This is a genomic window from Cellulosilyticum sp. I15G10I2 (assembly GCF_900095725.1).
Lineage (GTDB): Bacteria > Bacillota > Clostridia > Lachnospirales > Cellulosilyticaceae > FMMP01.
In genome coordinates this window covers 232,268-255,030 of the sequence record NZ_FMMP01000009.1, presented here as the reverse complement: position 1 = coordinate 255,030, position 22,763 = coordinate 232,268, and the positions used below count along the sequence as shown (strand labels likewise).

The following is a 22,763-nucleotide window of genomic DNA, read 5'->3' as shown; positions in this document are numbered from 1 at the left end:
GTAAATATACCTTAAGGTGGCTTCTGTATCAATTAAGAAAGAGGAAATAGATGAAAAGTAAGAATATAGCTAAAATAATAGGTGCATTAATGGGGATTTTTCTAGTAGGGATGGGTGTCTCGTTTAATGCAGGGACGATGCTTGGTAATGACCCTATCGGTATTGTATATGATGGGGTAAGAAGTTTTGCTGATTTATCAGGAGAGCAGCTGGGAGCGGCATCAAACATCGTAAATTTTGGACTGATTATCCTCCTGCTTTGTATTGGCAGAAGGTATGTGAATATTGGTACATTTATTTATATACTGCCATATGGCTTTTTTGTAGGAATAGGTACAAAACTATATGCAATGCTTGGTATATCAGAAAGCTTGCTGCTACGCAGCTTGATGGGAGTGGTTGGATGTCTTATGCTATATGCTGGAGTAGCTGTTTTTATTGCTATGGATATTGGACTTGATCCATTTACTGGTCTGGTTATGGTAATTGGAGACAAAATAAAATGGGACTATAAAAATACTAAAGTTGCATTTGATATAACGATGGTAATAATAGGTGTTATTTTGGGAGGAAGACTCGGGATTATAACTTTAGCTGCCGCATTTACGGCTGGACCAGTTATACAATGGATAGCTGATAATATTATAAAAATCATTCATTTAGAAAATTGTGAGGCCTAAAAAGATGCGGAATGAAAGTTGGATTCAAAAGTTACCCAAAATAGATCTGCATTGCCATTTAGATGGCTCTATGGGAATAGAGGCAGTTCGGGAGCAGCTCGCCAGAAGCGAGTTTTTGCTACCAGATGATAGGCTAAAAGATGCTTTGCAGGTATCAGAAAACTGTACGAGTTTAACGGAATATTTAAAGAAGTTTGAGCTTCCACTTAAATGTTTGCAGACAGAAAAAGGTCTTAAGGCAGCAACCCTTAATTTACTTAAGCAAGCGGCAGCTGAAAATATAAAATATATAGAGATAAGATTTGCCCCTCTATTATCTGTTAATCAGACGTTAGACTGTAGACAGGTCATTGAAAGTGTTGTTTCGGGGTTACAAGAAGGGGAAAAGAGATATGCTGTACATGGAGGCATCATTGTTTGTGCGATGAGGCATCACACAGCAGAAAAAAATATAGAGATGTTAAAGACAGCAAGAGTATTATTAGGCCATGGGGTATGCGCACTGGATTTGGCAGGGGACGAATCAGCCTATCCGACACAGATGCAAAGAGAACTTTTTTATAAGGCAAAGCAGTGGGATATGCCGTTTACTATTCATTCGGGGGAATGTGGGAGCGTTGAAAATGTTAAAGAAGCTATTGAACTCGGAGCTAGAAGGCTGGGACATGGGATTGCCCTTAGAAAGAGTGAGGCTTTAATCAAGCTGTGCAGACAAAAGCAAATAGGTATTGAGATGTGCCCTTCTAGTAATCTGCAGACAAAAGCCATAGACAGCTGGCATGACTATCCATTAGAATTGTTTTTAGAAAAAGGATTACTAGCGACGATTAATACAGATAATAGGACAGTAAGCAATACTTCTATTACAGAGGAGTTAATGCTTGTTTATGAAAATATGCATTATAATAAAGAAGTTATTATAAACCTATTAAAAAATGCAGCAGAAGTATCTTTTGCAAAAGATCATGTGAAAAATGAACTGCTAAGTGCACTGCACAAGGCTTAAAAACAATAAAATGCAGGATATGTGCTTGGTTAAATGAAATGAGGATAGAGCTATGGAAAGAGCAGAGAGTAATATTGATAAAGTAGTTGCTTTAAAAAATCACTTAAGAGGCAAGGAAAAAGACTATTTGAATAAGTATCTAGCAAATGCCCCTATGTGGCTCTTAGATTCTTTTCAAGTCGTTCATATGAAGAAAAATAATGTATTTATTAAAGAAAATAGAGAAGTTGATATGGTTTATATATTGGTTGAAGGTATTGTAAAAGCCATTGACTATAGGATTTTTGGTATTGCTTATGATTATATGTGGTTTTATCCCGTTAAAGTTTTTGGCTCTATGGAGATACTATTAGAACTTGAGAAGTATATGACTACGCTTATCACTGTAACACCTTGCAAAATGCTGGTCGTTTCGAAGAGTAAATTTGAAGAATGGATGAGAAAAGATATTAATACTTTACTGCTTGAAACCAAGACACTTGGAACTTATCTTCTTGAACAAGCAAGAAAAGAGAGAGTTTTTCTATTTGTGCAGGGAATTGACAGAGTAATCCTTTTATTTATGCAGCTCTATGAGCAAATGTCTGAAAATAAAAGATGTGTTATAAAGCTGACAAGACAAGATATAGCGGATTGCTCAGGACTAAGCATAAAAACAATCAACCGTTCAGTAAAGAAGATGGAGGAGGATGGGTACATTGGGCGGGATGGCAATAGAATTATTATCTTAGAAGATCAATATTTAAAGATGAAGCACTATATATCTCCAATAGTTGAGCAATAAATAGGTTATTGAATTGAAAGAAGAGCAGCTCCTTATGATTAAAGAGGCTGCTTTTTTGGCTTTTATTTAATACTCTGCTGAAAATGAAAGATATTAAGAGGATCATAGTGCTGTTTTATGCATTGAAGAGAAGATGCGTTTTCACCGTAATATTCATAGAGACAATCTTCGAGAGGATAAAAAGGAAAATTAATATAGGCACCAGTAGTCATACTGGAGATCAACTTATAATTTTTAGAAACCCAGCGTACATTCTGGGCTTTATAAACATTGTTTTCAAAAACAGATTGAACGAGTAAGATATAGTGACTATCGCGATAGTAAAATGCAGTATCAGATGGACAAAGTTCGCTGACTTTGCCACCTAGTCCAAAGACATTTAAAGCTGTCATGATAGAACCAATAGGTCCGTTACCGTTAATCATATCAACTAGTTTCAATAGTTCCGAAGTGCTGTAGTTTTTAGACACAAAGCGTCCGCTAGATTTAAACTGCCTATATCGATGATGTAGGCATCAGTTGCTATGCAGTAACCTTCATAATTATGCCCGCCAGAACGTACACGGTTTTCTAAATTACACCTTCTTGCTTCTAATATTGCATTTCTAACATCTTCAACTGTTTTGCAGTAGGCTATAATCATAGGATACTTTTGTATAGCCCTATTCCATATCTGTCTAGCTTCATTATAATGATTACTATGTGAGGTAATAATTTCCATAAATAGATCACCGTCCTATAAGGATGAATACTAGTTTATAAGTTATTTTATGTACAAACTTAGTATTTTGCTACGTTTTCAAAATAGTGTTATGCACTATTCAATAGACAAAAAAATGCAAATGATCATAATAAGAGCTCGTATAATTAATAAATATAAGATAAAACAAGAACTTTAGAAATTGTTGACTCTTTCTGTAAATTTGTGATATACATATATACATATAGGGAAGGCATCACTTTAAAAGTTTAAGTATAAAAAAATAGACGATCGAGGTACTTGCGATGAAACGTATTCAATTGAAAAAGGTGTTGCTGCCTATTCTTATTGCAATAAGTTTTCTTTCAGTAGTTGTAACATCTCCAATGTGCTATGCGAAGCCATTAATAAGCGAGCCAATGGTTAAAAGAGGGTTTATTGATCTTTCAGCATGGGATTTTGAAAAAAGTCATATAGCATTAAATGGAGACTGGGAATTTTACTGGATGCAACTTCTACAGCCACAAGATTTTGTGAGCAGTAATGCTGATAAGGATTATATAGCTATACCTTGTGAAGTATCTCAGTATCTTCCAGAGGATAAAAGTCATGAGGCTCAAAATGGTTATGGCACACTTAGGGTTAAACTTAAAATAAGTGAAATAGGAAAATTATATGGACTTAAGTTTAAATATTTTGCATCAGCAAATAAAATATGGGTTAATAATGAACTTCTTTTTGAAGCTGGGATTATAGGGACAAGTAAACAATCTTTTAAGGCACAGTATCTGCCTACTGAGGTAGTGTTTAAAAGTGACAAGGAAGAAGTAGAGATTGTTGTACAAATTGCAAACTTTCATCATCGGCGAATTCGTTTAAATGAAGTGATCTTTGGAACGCCATCTCAGATCGAGAAGCTCACTCATTCTAGGATAATACAAGAGAGTATTTTATTTGGCAGTTTAATTGTAATTGCCTTATACTATTGTGTACTATATTTTATACATAAAAGAGAAGCAGCACTCATTTGCTTATCAGTGATAGCTTTTGTTGTTGCTTTACGAGGCAGTATAGTAGACGAACGTATCATGATAAGGTTATGGCCGGACTTTCCACCGGAGATCATGATGAAGTTAGGCTATTTACCGACCTTTATATTACTCCCTCTCTTAGTAATCTATGTTAAGGATATATTTAAAGCACCACAGCTTGCAAAAGCTGCAAAGGCATCAACATATATCTGTATTCTAGTTATTATATTTATGACTTTTACGCCCATTAAGGTTTATGACTGGTTTTTTCAATATGGGCAATGGGTTAACGTTGTTATAGGGAGTTTCATCATCTATTTATTAATAGCTCGCGGACTATTTAAAAAAACAAGAGGCAGCTATACAATGGCTATAGGCGGAGGCTTTATTCTAATCGCCGCAGCAAATGATATATTGAGGGAGTTAGATGTCATAAAAACACCAGAAGCTTTATCTGTGGCCATGGTTATTTTTATTTTGCTTCAGGCGTTATTTTTGGCTTGGCGGTTTAATGATGATTATATTAAGGCGCAGCAATTAGCCGGTGAGAATGCTGCAATGTTTGAGGAAATCCAGGAACTAAACATGGACTTAGAGGAAAAAATTAGAATACGTACACATGCGCTGGAAGTAGCTAATAGTAAGCTTAAAATCCTTTCGAAGATAGATGCCTTAACGGGACTTGCAAATAGAAGACATTTTGATGAACAAATAGAAAAGGCGTGGTCTAGATCCATAAGGGAGCATCAACCACTCTCAATCATAATGATAGATATTGATTTTTTTAAAGGGTATAATGACAGTTATGGACACCTAGAGGGAGATGAATGCCTAAGAAAAATTGCCAGAGAGCTTAAAAGAAGTATTCGGCCTAAATTAGATATTGTTGCCCGTTATGGGGGGGAAGAGTTTGTTATATTGCTGCCAGATACAGCGGCTGATGATGCAAGGCGTGTTGCCCAGAACCTAAGAAAAGGTGTTAAAGGCCTAAAGATTCCTCATAGAGCCTCTTTGACTAATGCGTATGTTACAATCAGTTTGGGGGTAAGTACAATCATAGCGACAGAAAAAATTTCATTAAGGGATTTTATAGATCAAGCAGATAAAGCGCTTTATATTGCAAAAGAAAAGGGTAGAGATCAGATTGCAGAATGTATGTTAAATAAGGTTAACTAGGTCAATAGGGGGTATCGCTATTGGCTTTTTTTGTTTTTTACAAGCTTATTTGGATAACGGAACTAAAGATATCTAATATATAGAGAAGTAGAAGCGACAGAGATTAAGTTAAAGCTCTGTCGCTTTTTCATAGGGGGTGTTAAATAATACAGTGTGCTTTAAACAATCTAAAATGAGTTCAAAGAAAATTAATTAGTAATAGCCGTAACCGTAGCCACGACCCCAGCCGCAGCCACATCCACATCCTGAGTAACCGTAGCTAGAGTAAGGATAGCTATATCCACCATAGCTGTAGCTAGGATAGGAATAGCCGCATCCTCCATAATAAGGATAGCCATAACCATAATTGTACCCATATCCAAATCCGTAACTAAACATATTAACCCCTCCTTTCCCTGATCGTATATAGTATTCCAAAGTTGGGATGAGTGTGACAGGCAGGGGTGCTAAATTATCTGTAGAGTTTGTCTATAGTAAAACCACGGCCTTTTACTTCATTAATATGGTTAATGATCATAAAGGCCTTAGGATCCAGAGAAAGAACAAGCTGATTTAACTTTGGAAGCTCACGGTTTGAAACGACAGTGAGAACTACTAAACTTTTATTATGGTGGTAGCCTGTTTCGGCGTGAATAAGCGTAGACCCTCGATCAAGTCGGCTAATAATCATCTCGTTAATTTCCTGATATTTTTCACTTATGATTTTTACTTGTGTACGAGACTGGCCAAGAAGCAATACTTTATCCAGCACAAGCGTATAGATAAGGACTAATAAAATGCCATAAAGCACTTGTTCTTTATTAGCAAAAAGCATTTGTGATAGCAAAATGGCAAAATCAAAGCCATACATAGATGCAGAAACTGAAATACCAAACTTTTTATGAAGTACAAGTGGCGGGATATCCATACCGCCAGTGGATGCGCCAGCTTTAATAACAATGCCAATACTAAAACCAATCATAACACCTGCATAGATTGCAGCAAGCAGGCGATCAGAAGTCATATCTTGCAGGAATAGAATTTTCTGAAAAATACCCAGAATAAATGGATAGTAAAAGGTACTAATAAGTGTAGTAAGCGTAAAGGCCCGACCAAGAATAGCAGCTCCCAAAAGAAACATGGCGATATTAAAGACAGAAACAAATAGTGCAATAGGAATGCCTGTTTTATGATAAATAAGAAGTGCAAGACCTGTAGTGCCTCCTGTAATAAGTCCATTTGGAAGAATAAACATAGTAACTGCCAGTGCATAGATGGTATTGCCTATTAAAATCAGTATAATATTTTTTAGTATAGCTATGTATTTTTTAAATAAATCCTCTTTAAGCATATAGTGGTACTCCTTATTTAGTGATGGTTAAATTATAGCGGGATTGTAAACTTAAATCAATAATATAAAAGAAGAACCCCTTATCTGATAACAAGTGTATAAGGTGATTTTTGTATCAAAAAAAGAGTAGTCTTACTAAAAGGAATAGTTTAAATAGTGTAAATTTGATACAATGAATTTATATAGGAAACCGTAGATATGGAGGGGAAATTGTGCAGAACCTAGCTAAGAAGATTGCAGCAAATTGGAGTAAGATGAAGATAGGTAATAAGATTACCTTATATTACTTTACTTTAATTATTATGAGTATTGTGCTTAGCCTATTTATTTATGAACAGACTAATAAATACTACATGAATCAAAATATAGAGAAAATAGGTACGCAGGGGATAGAATCTGACAGTCGTAACTTTGAACTCTTTATTGAGGATATTAATAATTATTCTAAAATACTTTTAGCCAATCAAAATGTTCAGCAGATTTTAGAAAATGAGGATACTTACCAACTTCCAACCTATAGAAGACTGGATCGGTTCTTGCAGGAATTTATTAACTTTAATACTAAGGTTTCTTCTATTTATGTTTTTAGCAACTCAGGCAAGAAGTACTATACGGAAAAGATCACTCTAAAGAGTATTGAACTTAGGGATATTGAGCAAATGTCTTTTTACGAAGAGATTCTTGCAAAAAAAGGAGGATTTATTCTTAGACTCAACCAGCATGGGCTAGTGGATGCCAGAAAAACAAGTGGGATATCTTTTATAAGAGTCATTAATAGTTTACAAAGACAAGAAAAAATTGGATTTCTAATTATTAATTTAGATCAAAAAGTACTAGAAAAGGCTTTGGGACTTGATGATCAAAATAATGCGACTATTTTTATACAAAATGCAGATGGACAAACTTTAATGGGATACAATCCTATAGAAGATTTTGATGAAGAAGTTTACTTCGAGCAACTAGAGAAAGAAAATAAGTTTTGGACTATTTTTAAGAAGAATCATAAAGATATGATGATCACAGGGATTAATAACAGAAAATATGGATGGAAGATACTAAAGGTTATTCCGTTTGAGGATGCAACTGAGCAGTTTAATGTATTTAATATAGGGATATTTTCTATCGTAGCAGTCAATATTAGTCTGATGCTATTGGGATCATTTTTTATCTCAAAACTGATCACTAGTCCCATCCATACTTTGATGAGTTCCATGAAAGATGTAGAACATGGCCATTTCAAACCGGTAGTGATGAAAACCAATGAAGATGAAATCGGTATGTTAAAAAATGTCTATAATTTTATGATTGATGAAATACATAAACTTATCAACAGGATTATACAAGAGCAGAAGACTAAAAGAAAAGCAGAGCTGGGTATTATGATGGAGCAGATTAAACCCCACTTTCTATATAATACGATCGATTCAATCAGTTCTCTCATTATGCTGGAACGCAGCCAGGAGGCTTATGAAAGTCTAAGAGCTTTGGGGAATTTTTACAGAACCAGCCTAAGTAATGGCCGAGATATCATTCCTATCCGGGAAGAACTTGAGACGGTAGAAAATTATATTTATATCCAAAAGATTAGATATAGAGATTTGTTTGAGGCAGAATATGATATTGATGCAGAGGTATTAGAGGTTAAAGTGCCGAGGTTGATTTTGCAGCCCTTGGTTGAAAACAGTATTTATCATGGTATTCGTCCGTCGGGCAATAAAGGGCTTATTAGAATTAGTATTAAAAAAGTTATGCATACGGTATGGATTGTGGTAGAAGATAATGGGGTTGGACTATCAGGTGAAGAGCTTATAAATCTTAATACGACAAATGAAAAGAGCATTGGTATTCCAGCTACAAGAGAGCGCATCAGAATACTTTTTGGAGAGAAAAGCTGTTTTCATATAGAAAGTGAATGTAATAAAGGGACAAAAATTAGGATAGAGATTCCGTTGGATGAGGAGGGGAATAATTGAAAACCGATGACTTAAGAGTACTGTTAGTAGATGATGAATATCTTATTAGAGAATTATTAAAGAAGTGTGTTAAGTGGGAAAAACTAGGGTGCCAAATAGTAGGGGAAGCCAGCTGTGCGGAAGAAGTATTTGACTTTTTAGAAGAAAATATTGTGGATTTGATTATAACAGATATTAATATGCCTGTTACTGACGGACTAGAAATGTCAAAGAAGATTTTAGAGAGCTATTCTAAAATAAAGATAATCATTATTTCGGGATATGATAAATTTGAATATGCAAAAAATGGTATTGAGATTGGGATAGAAAATTATATTTTGAAGCCAATCAGAGAAACAGAAGTTGAAAGCGCAGTGCTTCAAGTGAAAGAGAAACTGGAGAAACAACGCCAGCTTGATTATGAAAATAGTATGATTAGACAGCAGCTTGAACAGCATATACCTTATCTGAAAGAAAAATTCTTTATGGAGCTATTTAGAAGTAAATATTCTTTTGCACAGATTGTAGACAAGCTGGATTTTTTGAAATTAGAGCTGAAGGACCACTTTTTCCAAGTAGCGCTGATTGAGATTGGTTTTAATGCAGAAAAAAGACACTCTGAAGAAGAACGGCTTATTGAGTTAATAGGCACTGTTCGACTTTTGGAGAGCTGTATGAAGATCATTCCTTTTATCCATGTGCTAGTAGATGCAAAAGAAAATATTGGGATATTCTGCAATAATGCAGATATCAACCTAATTGAAGAATGCAATTATGTACTTGAAAGCCTGAAAATGCATCATCCCAAGTGGGATATTACTATTGGTATAGGCAGTATCAAAGAGAATATTGAGGACGTTAAGGATTCTTACAATGAAGCAACAACTGCACTGCAATTTAAAGCTGTATTAGGTGAAAATCAGGTTATTTATTATAATGATTTAGAGATTGTTACTCACAAAACCCGTCAAATACCTGTTTTACAAGAAAATGCTATGGAGCAGCTGCAGTTTCTGATAAAAGCAGGACTTTATGAACAGCTGATAGAATACATTGATACACTTTATGAAAATATTGGACAATACGGTAATATAGAAGAGCAAAACTTTACCATTCATATAAGAATTCAGACGACACGGATCATTTCGGTTCTATTTTATATGATTACATCTATGGCTATTCAAATAGAGGATATTGCGTATTATCAAGAAGACTTTTTTAAAGAGGTAGCCTCTATTACAAATATCCCGCAAGCTAAGCGGCTTGTAGTGTCTTTGGCCGAAAAGCTTATGAAAAATATTAATGCCATACAAACCCATATGGTCAATGATTCTATGGAAGAAATTTCAAAATACATTCAGGAAAATATGAGTGATTATGGGCTTACATTAAATAAAATAGCAGTGCATTTTTATATGAACCCAAGCTATTTGAGCCGTATCTTTAAACAAAAAAAGGGAATTGCTTTTAAGGACTATTTAAATAAAATCAGAATGGAGGCAGCACTTGAGTATGTCAGAAGTACAGATTTAAAGGCTTATGAAATAGGTGAAAAAGTAGGTGTACCAGATCCTAATTATTTTAGCACTTCGTTTAAAAAATACATAGGTATGTCAATGACAGATTATAAAAAGTTAATATTTCATGAGGGGTAATAGATGTACAATAAAATGCACCTGACAGATAGAAAAAGGTGTATAGCAAAATGAACTAAAGAATAAGAACGGATAAAGTTTAAATATTAATAATGCACAATAAAGAAGTAAAATTTTTAAAGGTTATAGTAAAAAAAATGAATTATAAGATAATTGCAAACACTGTATGATATAAATGTAACAAAAATATATTTAGGGGGAGAAGCGTATGAGGAAAATCTGGAGTAAATTATTAACTTGCGCGATCAGTGGAATCTTAGCTTTATCTAGTGTAGGATGCGGAGCAAAACAAGAGGCACCTAAGGAACAAACAGGGAAGGCTACAGAGACATCATCTGGGAATGCTGCAAAAGAAACTCCATCGGCAGAGGAAAAGATTAAGTTAAGTGTGTGGCATTTATGGACTACAGATGCAGATGCTAATGCAAAATCTTTTATGAAGGTATTTGAACAGTACAAGGCGGAACACCCAAATGTAGAAATTGAGATTGATGCCAGTGAAAATGAAGCTTATAAAACAAAAATCAAGACTGCTATGGCTGCAAATGAAGGCCCGGATGTGTTTTTCTCATGGGGAGCTGGTTTTGCACAACCTTTCGTAGATGCAGGTCAAATCCTTCCAATAGAAGAGTACTTAACATCAGAACAAAAAGGGAATTTACTTGAAAGTCAAAGATCTAATTTAACTTATAATGATACATTATATGGGCTGCCATTTGTTTCATGGGTAGGTATCTTATACTGTAATCAAGAGATGTTTGACCAAAATGGTATTAAAGTACCTGATACCTATGAAGAATACTTAGAGGCTATTCGTGCATTTAATGCAAAAGGAATTGTACCAATGTCAGTTGGCGCAAAAGATGGTTGGCCACTGATGTTTTATCAAAACGTTCTGGCACTTCGTCAAGCTGGAGCTGATGGATCTAACGCAGCACTTGAGAAAAAGGTTCCTTTTAATCAACCAGAATTTCTAAATAGTGCACAGCTCCTTAGTGAACTCGTTCAGGCAAAAACTTTTGATGAAGCATCGATGGCATTTACATATGATGAAGCTAAAATGGCATTCTTAAGTGGTGAAGTGCCAATGTTTTATATAGGCAGCTGGTTCGCAGGTGAGGTTCAAGACGAAAATATCTCTATGGTTAAAGATAAAGTAGTTGCAAAGAACTTCCCAAGTATTGCAGGGACAAAAGGTAATAAAGATGAGTTCTTAGGCGGAGCAATCGACTGCTTTATGGTTAATAATAATACAAAACATAAAAAAGAAGCAGCTGAATTTGCAGCTTATATGGCAGAACATATGGCAAAAGAAAGCTTTATCCTAGGGGCAGGCCTTCCAGCGTGGAAAATTGATACACAAGGTGAAACGATCGATCCACTTGTACAGCAAATGGTTGATCTTGCAAACAAAGCAACAGGTTTTGTACTTGCTTGGGATACAAAATTAAGCGGTGAAGCAGCAGAAAAACACAAAACTTTAGTTCAAGAAGTATTTGCAGGTACTAAAACACCACAACAATTTGTAGATGAAATGGATGCACTTAAGTAACCCTACTACACTAACATATTTAAGTGGTGGTATTCCCACAATTAGTAGAGGAATTTTAGAACTAGCCAGGAAATAGACAATTTAAAACCTAGAATCAGTAATCTACATTTTGGGTTACTGATTCTTTGTAAGAAAGCAGGTGTTTAGGTGGATAAAGTTTTGAGTGATAAAAAAGCGATAGTACTTTTTGTATTGCCCGCATTTTTAGTATTTTTAATGATTGTTATTGTGCCTATCTTTTTTTCAGCTTACTATAGTACGCTAGAATGGAATGGGATTGGCAAATCCACTTTTATAGGGATTCAAAACTATATTGATTTATTTGTAAATAATACAGATGGCTTTATGATGGCCGTTAAAAACTCATTTTTAGTAGCATTTTTCTCAGTATTTGTACAGGTACCTTTAGCACTAGTTCTTGCCATTGTTATTTCAAAAGGGATTAAAGGTGAAGCCTTTTTTAGGACAGTATATTTTATTCCAGTTATCATATCAACAACTGTTATCGGTCAGCTTTGGATGAAAATTTATCAGCCTAAATATGGTATGCTTAACACTTTACTCGAAGTGCTTGGTCTTGAGTTTTTAAAACGTAATTGGCTGGCAACACCAGAAACAGCCCTTGGAAGTGCACTCTTTGTGATTATATGGCAATACATTGGTTACCATATGCTGCTGCTTTATTCCGGCATTAAGGCTATCCCGACGGATCTTTACGAAGCCGCAGAGGTGGACGGTGCGAACAACTTTCAAAAGGCTGTGAAAATCACTATTCCTCTTATTGCTCCAATGATCAAAGTTTGTGTGACCTTTGCACTTATTGGCTCTTTAAAAACTTTTGATCTTATTTATGTTTTGACAAAAGGGGGGCCGATCCATGCAACAGAGGTGCCTACAACCTTAATGTTCAGTAAGATCTTTCTGCAAAATAAATATGGCTATGGAAGTGCTATGTCTATTTTTATTATTCTAGAGTGCTTGATTTTTACAATCTTTATTCAAAAGTTTTTTAAGACAGAAAAGACAACTTATTAAAGAGGAGGTGTTAGAATTGGAGACGGCAAAGAAGTTAAATAAAACCTCTTTTTATGAAGTAAGAAAGCAAGGCGCTTCAAAAAATAAAAAGCATGGCATTAATAATATAAAAACATATGGGGAAAGAGCTATACTACTTCTTATTGCAGCAATACAGATTTATCCATTACTATGGCTTATTATGTTTTCTCTAAAGAGCAATCCAGAAATATTTGGGAAAAATCCCCTGGCATTGCCTCAGAAGTTATTATTTGAAAACTATGCAAGAGCTTTTTTGGACGGGAATATAGGAAGGTATTTTATTAATAGTATTATTGTTACGGTAGTTTCTGTGATTATTACCAATATACTAGCGGCCATGGCTTCTTATGCTATAGCTAGGATGAAGTGGAAGCTAAGTGGCACCATGCTGATTATCTTTTTGTTAGGACTTATGATTCCTATGCACAGTACCTTGCTGCCTTTATTTATTTTTCTTAAAAAAACACAGTTGTATAATACCTATGTTGCACTTATTCTTCCCTATATAGGGTTTTCACTACCCATGGCAATCTTTGTGTTAGTCGGGTTTTTTGGTACCCTGCCAAGAGAACTTGAAGAATCGGCTTGTTTGGATGGTGCAAACATTTATCAGATCTTTGCGAAGATTATGCTGCCACTTATCAAACCTGCAGTAGCAACCATTTCAATCTTCACCTATTTATCCTGTTGGAATGAGCTGATGTTTGCAACAACCTTTGTCAGTAAGCAGGAGTACAAGACACTTACAGTAGGCATTATGGGAATGGTTGGACAATATGCAACGCGATGGGGAGAACTAGGGGCAGGGTTGGTTATAGCTACCATTCCAACCGTTTTAATCTATATTTCCATGAGTAAGCAAGTTCAAAAGAGCTTTACAACAGGGGCATTAAAAGGTTAATGCATGTAAGATTGAAGAAAAAAGAGGCGAAGCAGCTTTTGAAAAACAAAAACTGCCTCGCTTTTTGTCATGTCGCCAAAAGTCGCCAACAAAAATTGTATGAAAAATATATATATTATGATAATATGAAATAAAATGAATTATATAAAGGGGCAATAGAATGCAAAGATCTTGTTTTTTCTTTTATACACTCATAATAATTTTATATTTGGTACCTTTTGTTCCTGTATCAGTTAAAGTGATTTCAGGGATTGTTTTTATAATGATCTGCAGTTCAAAAATGAGTTTAAAAGGTGATATGATTAATGCTGCATTGTGTGGAATCTTAGGTTTTATTATCCTTTTTTTAAATAGAGATATAGGTTATAAAAAAGCAATAATAAATGCATTTTTGGTGGCTGCGTCATATTATATTTTTGCATTTTATTTTGGAAATTTTGCACAAACGATTGAGAATAAAAATCGTGAACTTGAAAATGAGATAGAAAAAAGAAAAAAAGCAGAAGAGGAATTAAAGAAAGAAATGATACTATTTAAAGGACTGATGGATACAATACCAAGCCCTATTTTTTTTAAGGATGTGGATCTTAAATACATAGCGTATAATCGCGCTTTTAAAGATGCTGTAGGCGTAAAGAGTGATGAAGCCATAGGAAAAACAGTTTATCATATAGCAGAACCACAACTTGCGAGTAGGTATGAGAAGATGGACTTAGAGGTTCTGAGGGCACAGGGCACTCAGACCTATGAAGACATTGTTAAGTTTCCTGATGGCAGTTCAAGAAGCATTATCTTTAATAAGGCTGTTTTTACTGATGGTAATGAAGTGCCAAGCGGCATAGTTGGCGTGATGACGGATATTACAGATGAAAAAGAAGCATGTAAACTGAAAGAAAGTATATTTGAGAGTAAGCAAATGATGGAAAAGCTGTTGGAGCATGATAAGATGAAAACAGAATTTTTTTCTAATATTTCTCATGAACTTCGAACACCGCTTAATGTCATTTTGGGGACTGTACAATTAATGGATCTCTATACGCGTGATGAAGAATACAGTAATAACCAGTTGAAGGTTGTACGAAGTATAGGGACTATGAGACAGAATTGTTATAGATTATTAAAGCTTGTAAACAACCTTATAGATATTTCTAAGATTGATGCCAAGGCTTTTGAACTGCGTCTTAAGAACTGCAATATAATAAGTGTTGTTGAAGAAATTACTTTGTCGGTATCTGATTACATTGAAAATAAAGGAATAAAGCTAGTATTTGATACAGATGTAGAAGAGCAAGTAATGGCTTGTGATGATGAAAAGATAGAAAGGATTCTACTGAATTTACTTTCTAATGCTATTAAATTCACGCCAAAGGGCGGGGTGATATTTGTAAATCTCCATAAGAAGGATAACGGCATATGCATTAAAGTGCAGGATACAGGTATCGGTATCCCAGAAGATAAACAAAAGAAGATTTTTGAAAGATTTTATCAAGTTGAGGAAATGTTAACAAGAAAAAGCGAGGGGAGCGGCATAGGTCTCAGTCTTGTGAAGGCTCTTGTTGAGATGCATGGCGGGACAATAACACTTATAAGCCAGGTGGGAGTCGGAACAAAATTTATAATTAATCTGCCTTTCAAAACCATTGAAGACAATGAGATACACCATACTACCACTACAAAACAGGATCATATTGAACGTATCAGCGTAGAGTTTTCAGATATTTATTCTGTTAGGTGAGATCCTCGAAATCAGTGGAGTCTTATAATTGGTGGTTGGTATTTTCTGTTATTTAATGAGACATAACTTATAAAGTGTTATATGAGTATTTTTCCTTTAGTTATTAAACTAGCAAGGAGGCATATAAAACGCATCCTTGCTTTTCTTATATATAGAGTATTATTTAATTGGAATATAGATATCAAATACCCCATTACTCATATATCTTTCATCGTATAGTTCAAACTGAGGTCTTAGGTCTAATTCATACGTTGAAGAGGGCAGCCAATTGGTAAAAATATTATGATAAAATGTTCCTAAATCTTTTAGAGCACCACTATAAGTGTACATAAGGTATTTACCGGCTGGAACAACTTTGGTCACCATATCTTCTGGGATATCCAGAAAATTATCTACTTCTGCACAAGCCGTATAGTGAAACTGGCACTTAGAATCTGTTTCACCATCACAGATGCCATAACACAGCATAGATTTACTTATTTGTTTGATATCTTTGTAGCGTTTATTAAAGGTCTCCCATAGACTAGGGATTTCCCCGTTTGTGTTATTGCCAAAGTAGGTGAGGCCTACAGCCTTAAATCCTTCGCTATTTACTATTTTTCCTTCCATAATGCATATCTCCCTTCGGTTATTTGATAATTCAATTATATCAAATAATCCCTGCCAATAGGATGTCAGGGATTTATATCACTTTATATAGGTTTAAGATTTTATTTGCTTTTTGGAAGATATATGCTCTAAGTTCTGGGGGTTCTAATACCTCAATCCTATCACTTAAAGGAAAGATAACACTGCAGGCGGTTTTAAAACTTAGCATATCTATATCATAAATCCATTGATTTTCTAATTGAAGAGATGAACATACGTTAAAGCCTTCAAGAAGCTTATTTTTCTCCTCAACACATTTGATTTTTACAGGATATGCATATTGTTTTAGTATACTAGAGGGGTGTTTTACAAACTCTTTTTTGCTGCTTTCCCAAAAAGTTTCTAAGGAAAATTGTTCAGGCATACTATAAATCTCATCTAGAACTTCGAGATGTTCTATCCTGCTGCACTTAAAAACTCTAATCTCATTTTTGGCCTCACAAAAAGCGACCACATACCACTCAGCGTTTTTTACCACTGCACCATAAGGCCTTAAAATTCTTTCAGATACTTCGCCGCTATATTTTTTATAGTATACTTTTAGCTTTTTTAAATGAAGTATTGATTTTTGAATAATGTCTAAATATTTATTTTCAATTTTTTTGCCCCACCAAGGGTCTGAGTCAATAAAAAATCTTTCTTTAGCTTTGGCAATTTCTTCTCTATGTTCTTCTGATATGCTATTTTCAAGTTTAATAAGGGCATTTTTTAATTGAGATGCTGCATGGGTATCCTTCTCTGGCTGGATGCCCATGCTTGAAAGTAAAAGGTTAAAGACATCTCCGCTTCCTAAGACGTTTGAATTTATTTTATAGCCCTCCATAAAAGTATATCCGCCATTAGGACCTAAAATAGATACAATTGGCATGCCTGATTCGCATAATATATCAATATCTCTATAGATAGTTCTTTCAGAAGTTTCAAGTATTTTAGCTAAATTTCCAGCGTTCATAATGCCCCTTGAATCGAGCAACATAATAATACCTAGAAGTCTATGAAGTCTCATAAGTTCACACTCCTATCTTAACTTCAACGTATATAATCTTTATTCACATTCATTATATATTATTGATTTATTTCATTGATTGCATTATTCAGTGTAAAGATGACTCGGTCACACCATCTATCGAATGCGGGGTCTGAGGTTTGGTATTTTGGATGTTCTAAAATGTATTTAACGGTTTGTTTGATACCTTGATCGAAACGTGTTACAGCTGTAAAACCTGGGACGAGGCGTTTTAATTTGCTGTTATCAAATACAACAGAGTTGGCCTTATCACCTATTAGGCCTCCATGATAATCCTGGTCGCTGCAAGCATCTAGAAAGGAGGAAGCAATATGAACGGCATTTAACTTTACCCCTAAAGCATCAGCAACAACTTGATAAATTTGATTCCAAGTTAATGTTTCGTCGGAGGTAATCTGTACAGCTTCTCCAATGGCATGTATATTACCCATTAACCCCACAAAGCCTTTGGCGAAATCACTATTATGTGTCATTGTCCATAAAGAGGTACCATCACCATGAATAATTACAGGTTTGCCTTCTAACATACGCCGCGCAACTTGCCAGCTTCCCTTGGTCCCTTGAACACCAAGGGGGATAGAGCGGTTACCATAGGTATGGCTTGGTCTGATAATAGTAATAGGAAAACCCCTCTCACGATACATTTTCATAAGATAATCCTCACAAGCGATCTTATTTCTGGAGTATTCCCAATACGGATTAGAAAGAGGCGTGCCTTCTGTGATTCTATAATCAGAAAGTGGTTTTTGATAAATAGATGCAGAACTTATAAAAATAAATTGCTTGGTTCTGCTTTGAAACAAGCGATAATCTCTTTCTAATTGCTCAGGCAAAAATGCAATAAAATCTGCTACAACATCAAAATCAAGTCCCTCAAGTAGCTGTGCTGCCTTTTCTTCATCATTGATATCACAAGTAACAAATTTAACCTTATCATTTTTGATTTCTTCTGAATGATTGGCACGATTAAGTAAGTAGAGTTCCCAGCCGAGTTCAATTAATAATTTAGAAATTGCAAGGCTTATTGTGCCTGTTCCGCCGATTAATAATGCTTTCATTGATTATCATCCTTTCATTTGTATAAGAGTATTTTAACTTATACCACAGTTACCATAAAAGTTAAATATATTTAAATTTTAAACCAGTATTAAGCTTACTATAAACCCTATAGTATAGGCTAAGTCAAGTGTTTTCTATTAGTTTTAATGAGGTACTGGCACTTTAGTTATTTAGTTATTGTAATTTACTATAAAAGTATTATAATATTTATAATATATGATGATAAAATAGGCAAACTTATCGAAAGGTAGGGACGCAAAGCTACAAGTCTAAGGTGGAAGAACTATGATGGTTGAGTTGCAAAGTGTGTAATATTAGTTGTACTTACTAATATTTAAAGTTGTGGCTATTTGCAGGCTACAGCTTTTTTGCTTTTTAGGATACTCTGGCTATAAAATACATCTAAAGGAGAGGGCGATATGGCTATGTGGAAAAAAGATATATTAAAAGTTCTTTTAGATGATACAGAAAAACAGGAAGTAAAAACAAAATTTAACCAGCTAAAAGAGAATGTTATTTATGGACAGCAGCTTTGTCACATTGGAAGCTGGACCCATGATCTGCAAAAGGATGAGATTTTTTTCACAGATGAGGTTTATGATATTATGGGGTGTACGCCCCAAGATTTTGATGGTAAACTTGAGAGTTTTTATTTATATATACAAGGGGATGATCTGCAGAGGGTAAAACAAGCAGCAGAGGGTGCTTTAACAGGCAAAGAATATGATATAGAATATCGTATTGTGACGCCGGGTGGAATAGAAAAGTATGTGCATGAAAAAACGAAAGTATTATGTGATGAACAGAATACCCCCATTAAGATGATTGGTATTATACAGGATATTACAAAACAGAAACTGATAGAGAATGAGTTAAAGACATTTGGGGATAATCTGAATCAAGCACAAAAAGTAGCCGGGGTTGGAAGTTGGAAATATGATGTGATAGAGGATCAGATTTATTGGTCAGAGGAGCTGTATCGAATCTATAATATTCAACCATTAGCATTTAAAAAAGACTATGATAGTATTCTCAAATTGATTCACCCTAAAGATCAAGTAAAAGTAGAAAATGCAGTAAAGGATTGTCTAAATGGAAAAAGTTATGAAATTGAGTACCGTATTCCGCAGTCTGATGGACCAGAAAAAATTGTTATTTCTAGGGGGGAACCTCTATTTGGCGAAGGGGATCAAGTTATAAGTATTGTAGGAACGTTACAGGATATAACAGAAAAGAAACAGTTAGAAGAAAAACTGGAAAAAAGTTATAAAAGCCTTGCAAGAGCACAGCATCTAGCACAAATGGGCAGCTGGGAAATGGACGTGGTTCGTGGTAAGATCTATTGGTCTGATGAAACCTATCATATTTATGGTATAACGCCCGGGCAATTTGACGGAACTTTTGAAGGGGCCCTGAACTTTATTCATCCAGACGACAGAGGTATGATACAAAGTAATTTAGAAGAAAGTTTAAAGAACCCCTCACAGGAATATTTCTCGAGTATGGCATTTCGGATTATTAAACCTGATGGTGACGTAAGGAATTTACACAATTTAATTGAGGCGATACGAGATACGGATGGCAGGTTAATTTATGTTTATGGTACAGTTCAGGACATTACAGAAAAAATAAACATGGAAAAAAAGATGGTGCATATTGCAACCCATGATGAATTAACAAACCTCCCTAATCGTTCTTATTTTAAAAAACATATTCAATATTTATGTGAGGATGCCAAGAAAAACTTCTATACATTTGTAATCATGATGTTAGATATTGATGGTTTCAAATACATTAATGATGCAGTAGGTTATCAGCTTGCAGATAAGTTAATTGTTCAAATAACAGAGCGGTTAAAAGCTTTTTTAGGTGAACAGGCATTTATTGCACGTTACTCGGGGGATCAGTTTGCTGTTATTGTATCAAATTTAGAGAGTATAGCAGCATATGAGAATGTTGCTAAAAACATTATTCAGTTATTTTCCCATTCTTTTGAGATAGATACGTATGAACTAAATGTTACGATGAGTGTAGGTATAAGTACGTATATTTATGATGAACAAGATACTGATTCGCTTATAAAATATGCCAACATTGCACTGCTTCGTGCAAAAGAACAGGGCAAGAATAGGTATACTTTCTATTCTCATGATATGGATATACAAAACTACAAAGACTTTACCCTGAGAAATGATTTGTGTAAAGCGATACAAAAGAACCAGCTAAGAGTGTATTATCAGCCCCAAGTTAACTTGCAAACAAGTGAAATTACCTCAGCAGAAGCATTGATTCGTTGGGAACATCCAACTTGGGGGATTGTGTCATCCGATGAGTTTATTGCTATAGCAGAAGAGGCAGGGTTTATTGTTGATATAGGCAAATGGATATTAAGAGAGGTATGTCGTACTTATAAAAGCTGGATAAGTGGAGGTTTTCCAGCTATAAAAATAGCCATTAATTATTCCAGTGTCCAATTTTATGAAAAAGATTTTGTAGAGCATATTAAAGTCATAATCGATGAATTTAAATTAGATCCAAGCTTTATAATAGTAGAAATTTTAGAGAATGTTCTTAATAGCAATTTTGAGCAAGTGATTCATAATATCAAGAAATTACAAGCGTTGGGCATACAGGTAGCTCTTGATGATTTTGGAACAGGTTTTGCATCTTTAGAATATTTAAATAGATTTAAGGTGGATATTTTGAAAATAGATCGCATATTTACTAAGGATATTCCTTTAAATGAAACGACTACTATCATTGTAAAATCTATGATTAACTTAGCGAAGGAACTTAAAATCAAATTAGTTGCAGAAGGTATTGAGACATGGGAACAGCTTGATTACTTGCGAAAATTGAATTGTTATTTGGGACAGGGTTATTTATTTAGCAAACCGATCTCTCAGAATGATTTTGAGATGCTGTTAGCTGTGAAGAAGTGTGGACCTACTAGTGACAGGAATAGGCGAGGCTTATCCCATGAAGAAAGACGCAAGTTCTTTAGGATTCAGTTTACTGAGCTATTACAGTCTGATATGACAATTTTAGAGATTCAAGGAAAAAAAACAAGGGTAGGTAATACCAAAGTATTAGTTAAAAATATAGGGCCGGGAGGCTTGTGTTTTATTTCTAACATAAGATTTCCTGTTAAAAGAGATATGGTGCTTCAATTTACAACACAGCTCCTAGGTAAAGAAATCAAACTCTATGGCTGTCCTGTGTGGGCGAATGAGGTAAATGGAAATTTATATGAATATGGCCTAGAATTTATTTTTGATGAAAAAGAGAGAACGATCTTAACAAGGATATTAAATCAACTTCAAATCATTAGATAGGTATTTAATGTAATAGAATAATCCGAATGGTTAATGAGGAGGAATGTATCATGATTAGATTAAACTTAAGAAAAAGTGCTGCAATAGGTATGTGCTGCATCTTTATTTTATCAGGTACAGTATGGGCTGCACCAAGTAATACGGGCATTGGTATTCAAGTTAATGGGCGGTGGCTGTTAATAGATGCAGAACCGTTTATTGAAAATAATAATATATTGATCCCTTTAAGAGGGGTTATGGAAAACTTAGGAGCCAAAGTTGAGTGGCAGCAAGAGAGGGGGAGTGTTGCAATTCATAAAGAGGCAATTCATATTGAGTTATTTGTTAATAAAAATACTGCAACGGTAATAAGACGTGTTGGAGGTACATCAACAGCGGAGACTTTAAAGCTCGAGGTGCCGGCAAAAATTGTGGAGGGAAGAACTTTTATTCCTGGCCGTTTTGTTGCAGAAGCTTTAGGAGCCAAAGTAGACTGGAATCAATCCTTACACGCAATGATTATTAAATCTAGCAGCGAGGGGGATATGATAGGTGTTGAAAGAAGAGTATACTTTGAGATAGTGGATCCGGAAATAGTTCAAGAAAATGAAGTTTTAAAAAAATGGCATCAAGATAATTTTAAGACAGAAGGTATTTACGCTTTAGATGCGGGTAATTGGAAGTATGTACTCGCAGCGGCTGGAGAGCAGCCAACTGGTGGTTATAGGCTGATAATAGACAGTATAACTGAAGTCATACAAGGAACAGGCTATGTTCATGCTGTATTAGCAGCCCCAGAGAAAAATGACTTCGTTACCCAGGCCTTGACCTACCCAAATGTCGTAGTTAGATTTCATAAAGGAAGTATAGAAAAAATTCAGGGAGATTTTACGAAACAACAGCAAAATGATGAAGAGAGTAAACGGACAGTTGAGGATCTGACTAAGAGGTTTGGAAAACAACTTCAAGTGGAAGATTGATGATGTTACCCCTAGTGATTAGGGGCTATAGGCTTCATTATTTACGATAATCTCCAATATAATATTGATATGAATATAAAAGGTGGTATCCCAAGTTAGTGGGATGCCACCTTTTATATCCCCTTAGTAGACGCGCAATATAATAGCTGATAGTAGGATTATGTTGCCAAATAAAAA

General features: G+C 34.9%; 19 protein-coding genes and 1 riboswitch. Of the genes, 12 read left to right on the top strand and 7 right to left on the bottom strand.

Features of this window, described 5'->3' with window-relative positions:
* Positions 1–50: 50 nt before the first annotated feature.
* The 3 genes from BN3326_RS09765 to BN3326_RS09755 are packed head-to-tail and all read left to right on the top strand — an operon-like array spanning position 51 to position 2,470.
* Entirely contained in the window at positions 51–680 is a 630-nt protein-coding gene (locus tag BN3326_RS09765) for a YczE/YyaS/YitT family protein (RefSeq protein ID WP_069999005.1), read from the top strand.
* Between the two features lie 4 nt (positions 681–684).
* Positions 685–1,686, top strand: coding sequence for an adenosine deaminase (add, locus tag BN3326_RS09760; protein WP_069999004.1), 1,002 nt, complete (start codon positions 685–687; stop codon positions 1,684–1,686).
* 52 nt (positions 1,687–1,738) lie between these two features.
* Positions 1,739–2,470, top strand: a complete 732-nt coding sequence (locus BN3326_RS09755; protein ID WP_069999003.1) for a Crp/Fnr family transcriptional regulator — start codon at positions 1,739–1,741, stop codon at positions 2,468–2,470.
* Positions 2,471–2,532: 62 nt separating this feature from the next.
* Here BN3326_RS09755 and BN3326_RS22375 read toward each other — a convergent pair whose 3' ends face one another.
* Positions 2,533–2,910, bottom strand: coding sequence for a BBE domain-containing protein (locus BN3326_RS22375; protein WP_069999002.1), 378 nt, complete (start codon positions 2,908–2,910; stop codon positions 2,533–2,535).
* On the bottom strand, positions 2,907–3,191 hold the full coding sequence (locus tag BN3326_RS22370; protein ID WP_069999001.1) for an FAD-binding protein: 285 nt from the start codon (positions 3,189–3,191) through the stop codon (positions 2,907–2,909). The genes BN3326_RS22375 and BN3326_RS22370 overlap by 4 nt, the downstream gene beginning before the upstream one ends.
* A 284-nt stretch (positions 3,192–3,475) precedes the next feature.
* Between BN3326_RS22370 and BN3326_RS09740 the strand changes: the two genes are divergently transcribed.
* Complete coding sequence (locus tag BN3326_RS09740; RefSeq protein ID WP_083258627.1) at positions 3,476–5,377, top strand: diguanylate cyclase; 1,902 nt, start codon at positions 3,476–3,478, stop codon at positions 5,375–5,377.
* A 188-nt stretch (positions 5,378–5,565) separates the two neighbouring features.
* On the opposite strand, the gene BN3326_RS21980 is transcribed toward BN3326_RS09740, so the two are convergent.
* Positions 5,566–5,733: a hypothetical protein gene (locus BN3326_RS21980; protein ID WP_171903809.1), complete on the bottom strand. Its 168-nt coding sequence runs from the start codon at positions 5,731–5,733 to the stop codon at positions 5,566–5,568.
* Between the two features lie 95 nt (positions 5,734–5,828).
* The gene (locus BN3326_RS09735) at positions 5,829–6,707 is read right to left on the bottom strand and encodes a YitT family protein (protein ID WP_069999000.1); all 879 of its coding nucleotides are present in this window, start codon (positions 6,705–6,707) and stop codon (positions 5,829–5,831) included.
* 212 nt (positions 6,708–6,919) lie between these two features.
* On the opposite strand from BN3326_RS09735, the gene BN3326_RS09730 reads away from it, so the two are divergent.
* The 6 genes from BN3326_RS09730 to BN3326_RS09705 all read left to right on the top strand — a co-directional run bounded on the left by BN3326_RS09730 (position 6,920) and on the right by BN3326_RS09705 (position 15,558).
* Positions 6,920–8,680, top strand: a complete 1,761-nt coding sequence (locus tag BN3326_RS09730; RefSeq protein ID WP_069998999.1) for a cache domain-containing sensor histidine kinase — start codon at positions 6,920–6,922, stop codon at positions 8,678–8,680.
* Positions 8,677–10,314, top strand: coding sequence for a response regulator (locus tag BN3326_RS09725; RefSeq protein ID WP_069998998.1), 1,638 nt, complete (start codon positions 8,677–8,679; stop codon positions 10,312–10,314). The genes BN3326_RS09730 and BN3326_RS09725 overlap by 4 nt, the downstream gene beginning before the upstream one ends.
* 208 nt (positions 10,315–10,522) lie before the next feature.
* A complete protein-coding gene (locus BN3326_RS09720; protein ID WP_069998997.1) occupies positions 10,523–11,866 on the top strand; it encodes an extracellular solute-binding protein in 1,344 nt (447 codons plus the stop codon).
* A 159-nt stretch (positions 11,867–12,025) separates the two neighbouring features.
* Positions 12,026–12,901, top strand: a complete 876-nt coding sequence (locus BN3326_RS09715) for a carbohydrate ABC transporter permease (RefSeq protein ID WP_330389682.1) — start codon at positions 12,026–12,028, stop codon at positions 12,899–12,901.
* A gap of 16 nt (positions 12,902–12,917) precedes the next feature.
* The gene (locus BN3326_RS09710; protein WP_069998995.1) at positions 12,918–13,823 is read left to right on the top strand and encodes a carbohydrate ABC transporter permease; all 906 of its coding nucleotides are present in this window, start codon (positions 12,918–12,920) and stop codon (positions 13,821–13,823) included.
* A 160-nt stretch (positions 13,824–13,983) separates the two neighbouring features.
* Positions 13,984–15,558, top strand: coding sequence for a sensor histidine kinase (locus BN3326_RS09705; protein ID WP_069998994.1), 1,575 nt, complete (start codon positions 13,984–13,986; stop codon positions 15,556–15,558).
* Between the two features lie 159 nt (positions 15,559–15,717).
* Here the strand turns inward: BN3326_RS09705 and BN3326_RS09700 are convergent, their stop codons facing one another.
* From BN3326_RS09700 to BN3326_RS09690, 3 genes are all read right to left on the bottom strand, one after another.
* Positions 15,718–16,167 (bottom strand): GyrI-like domain-containing protein, encoded by a 450-nt coding sequence (locus tag BN3326_RS09700; protein ID WP_069998993.1) that lies wholly within the window; start codon positions 16,165–16,167, stop codon positions 15,718–15,720.
* Positions 16,168–16,240: 73 nt separating this feature from the next.
* The gene (locus BN3326_RS09695; protein ID WP_069998992.1) at positions 16,241–17,212 is read right to left on the bottom strand and encodes a helix-turn-helix transcriptional regulator; all 972 of its coding nucleotides are present in this window, start codon (positions 17,210–17,212) and stop codon (positions 16,241–16,243) included.
* Positions 17,213–17,271: 59 nt separating this feature from the next.
* Positions 17,272–18,291, bottom strand: a complete 1,020-nt coding sequence (locus BN3326_RS09690) for an SDR family oxidoreductase (RefSeq protein WP_069998991.1) — start codon at positions 18,289–18,291, stop codon at positions 17,272–17,274.
* Between the two features lie 221 nt (positions 18,292–18,512).
* Positions 18,513–18,597: riboswitch (cyclic di-GMP riboswitch) on the top strand.
* A 114-nt stretch (positions 18,598–18,711) separates the two neighbouring features.
* Here BN3326_RS09690 and BN3326_RS09685 point away from each other — a divergent pair.
* A complete protein-coding gene (locus tag BN3326_RS09685; RefSeq protein ID WP_069998990.1) occupies positions 18,712–21,627 on the top strand; it encodes an EAL domain-containing protein in 2,916 nt (971 codons plus the stop codon).
* A gap of 50 nt (positions 21,628–21,677) precedes the next feature.
* Positions 21,678–22,586 (top strand): stalk domain-containing protein, encoded by a 909-nt coding sequence (locus BN3326_RS09680; protein WP_069998989.1) that lies wholly within the window; start codon positions 21,678–21,680, stop codon positions 22,584–22,586.
* Positions 22,587–22,763 lie beyond the last annotated feature (177 nt).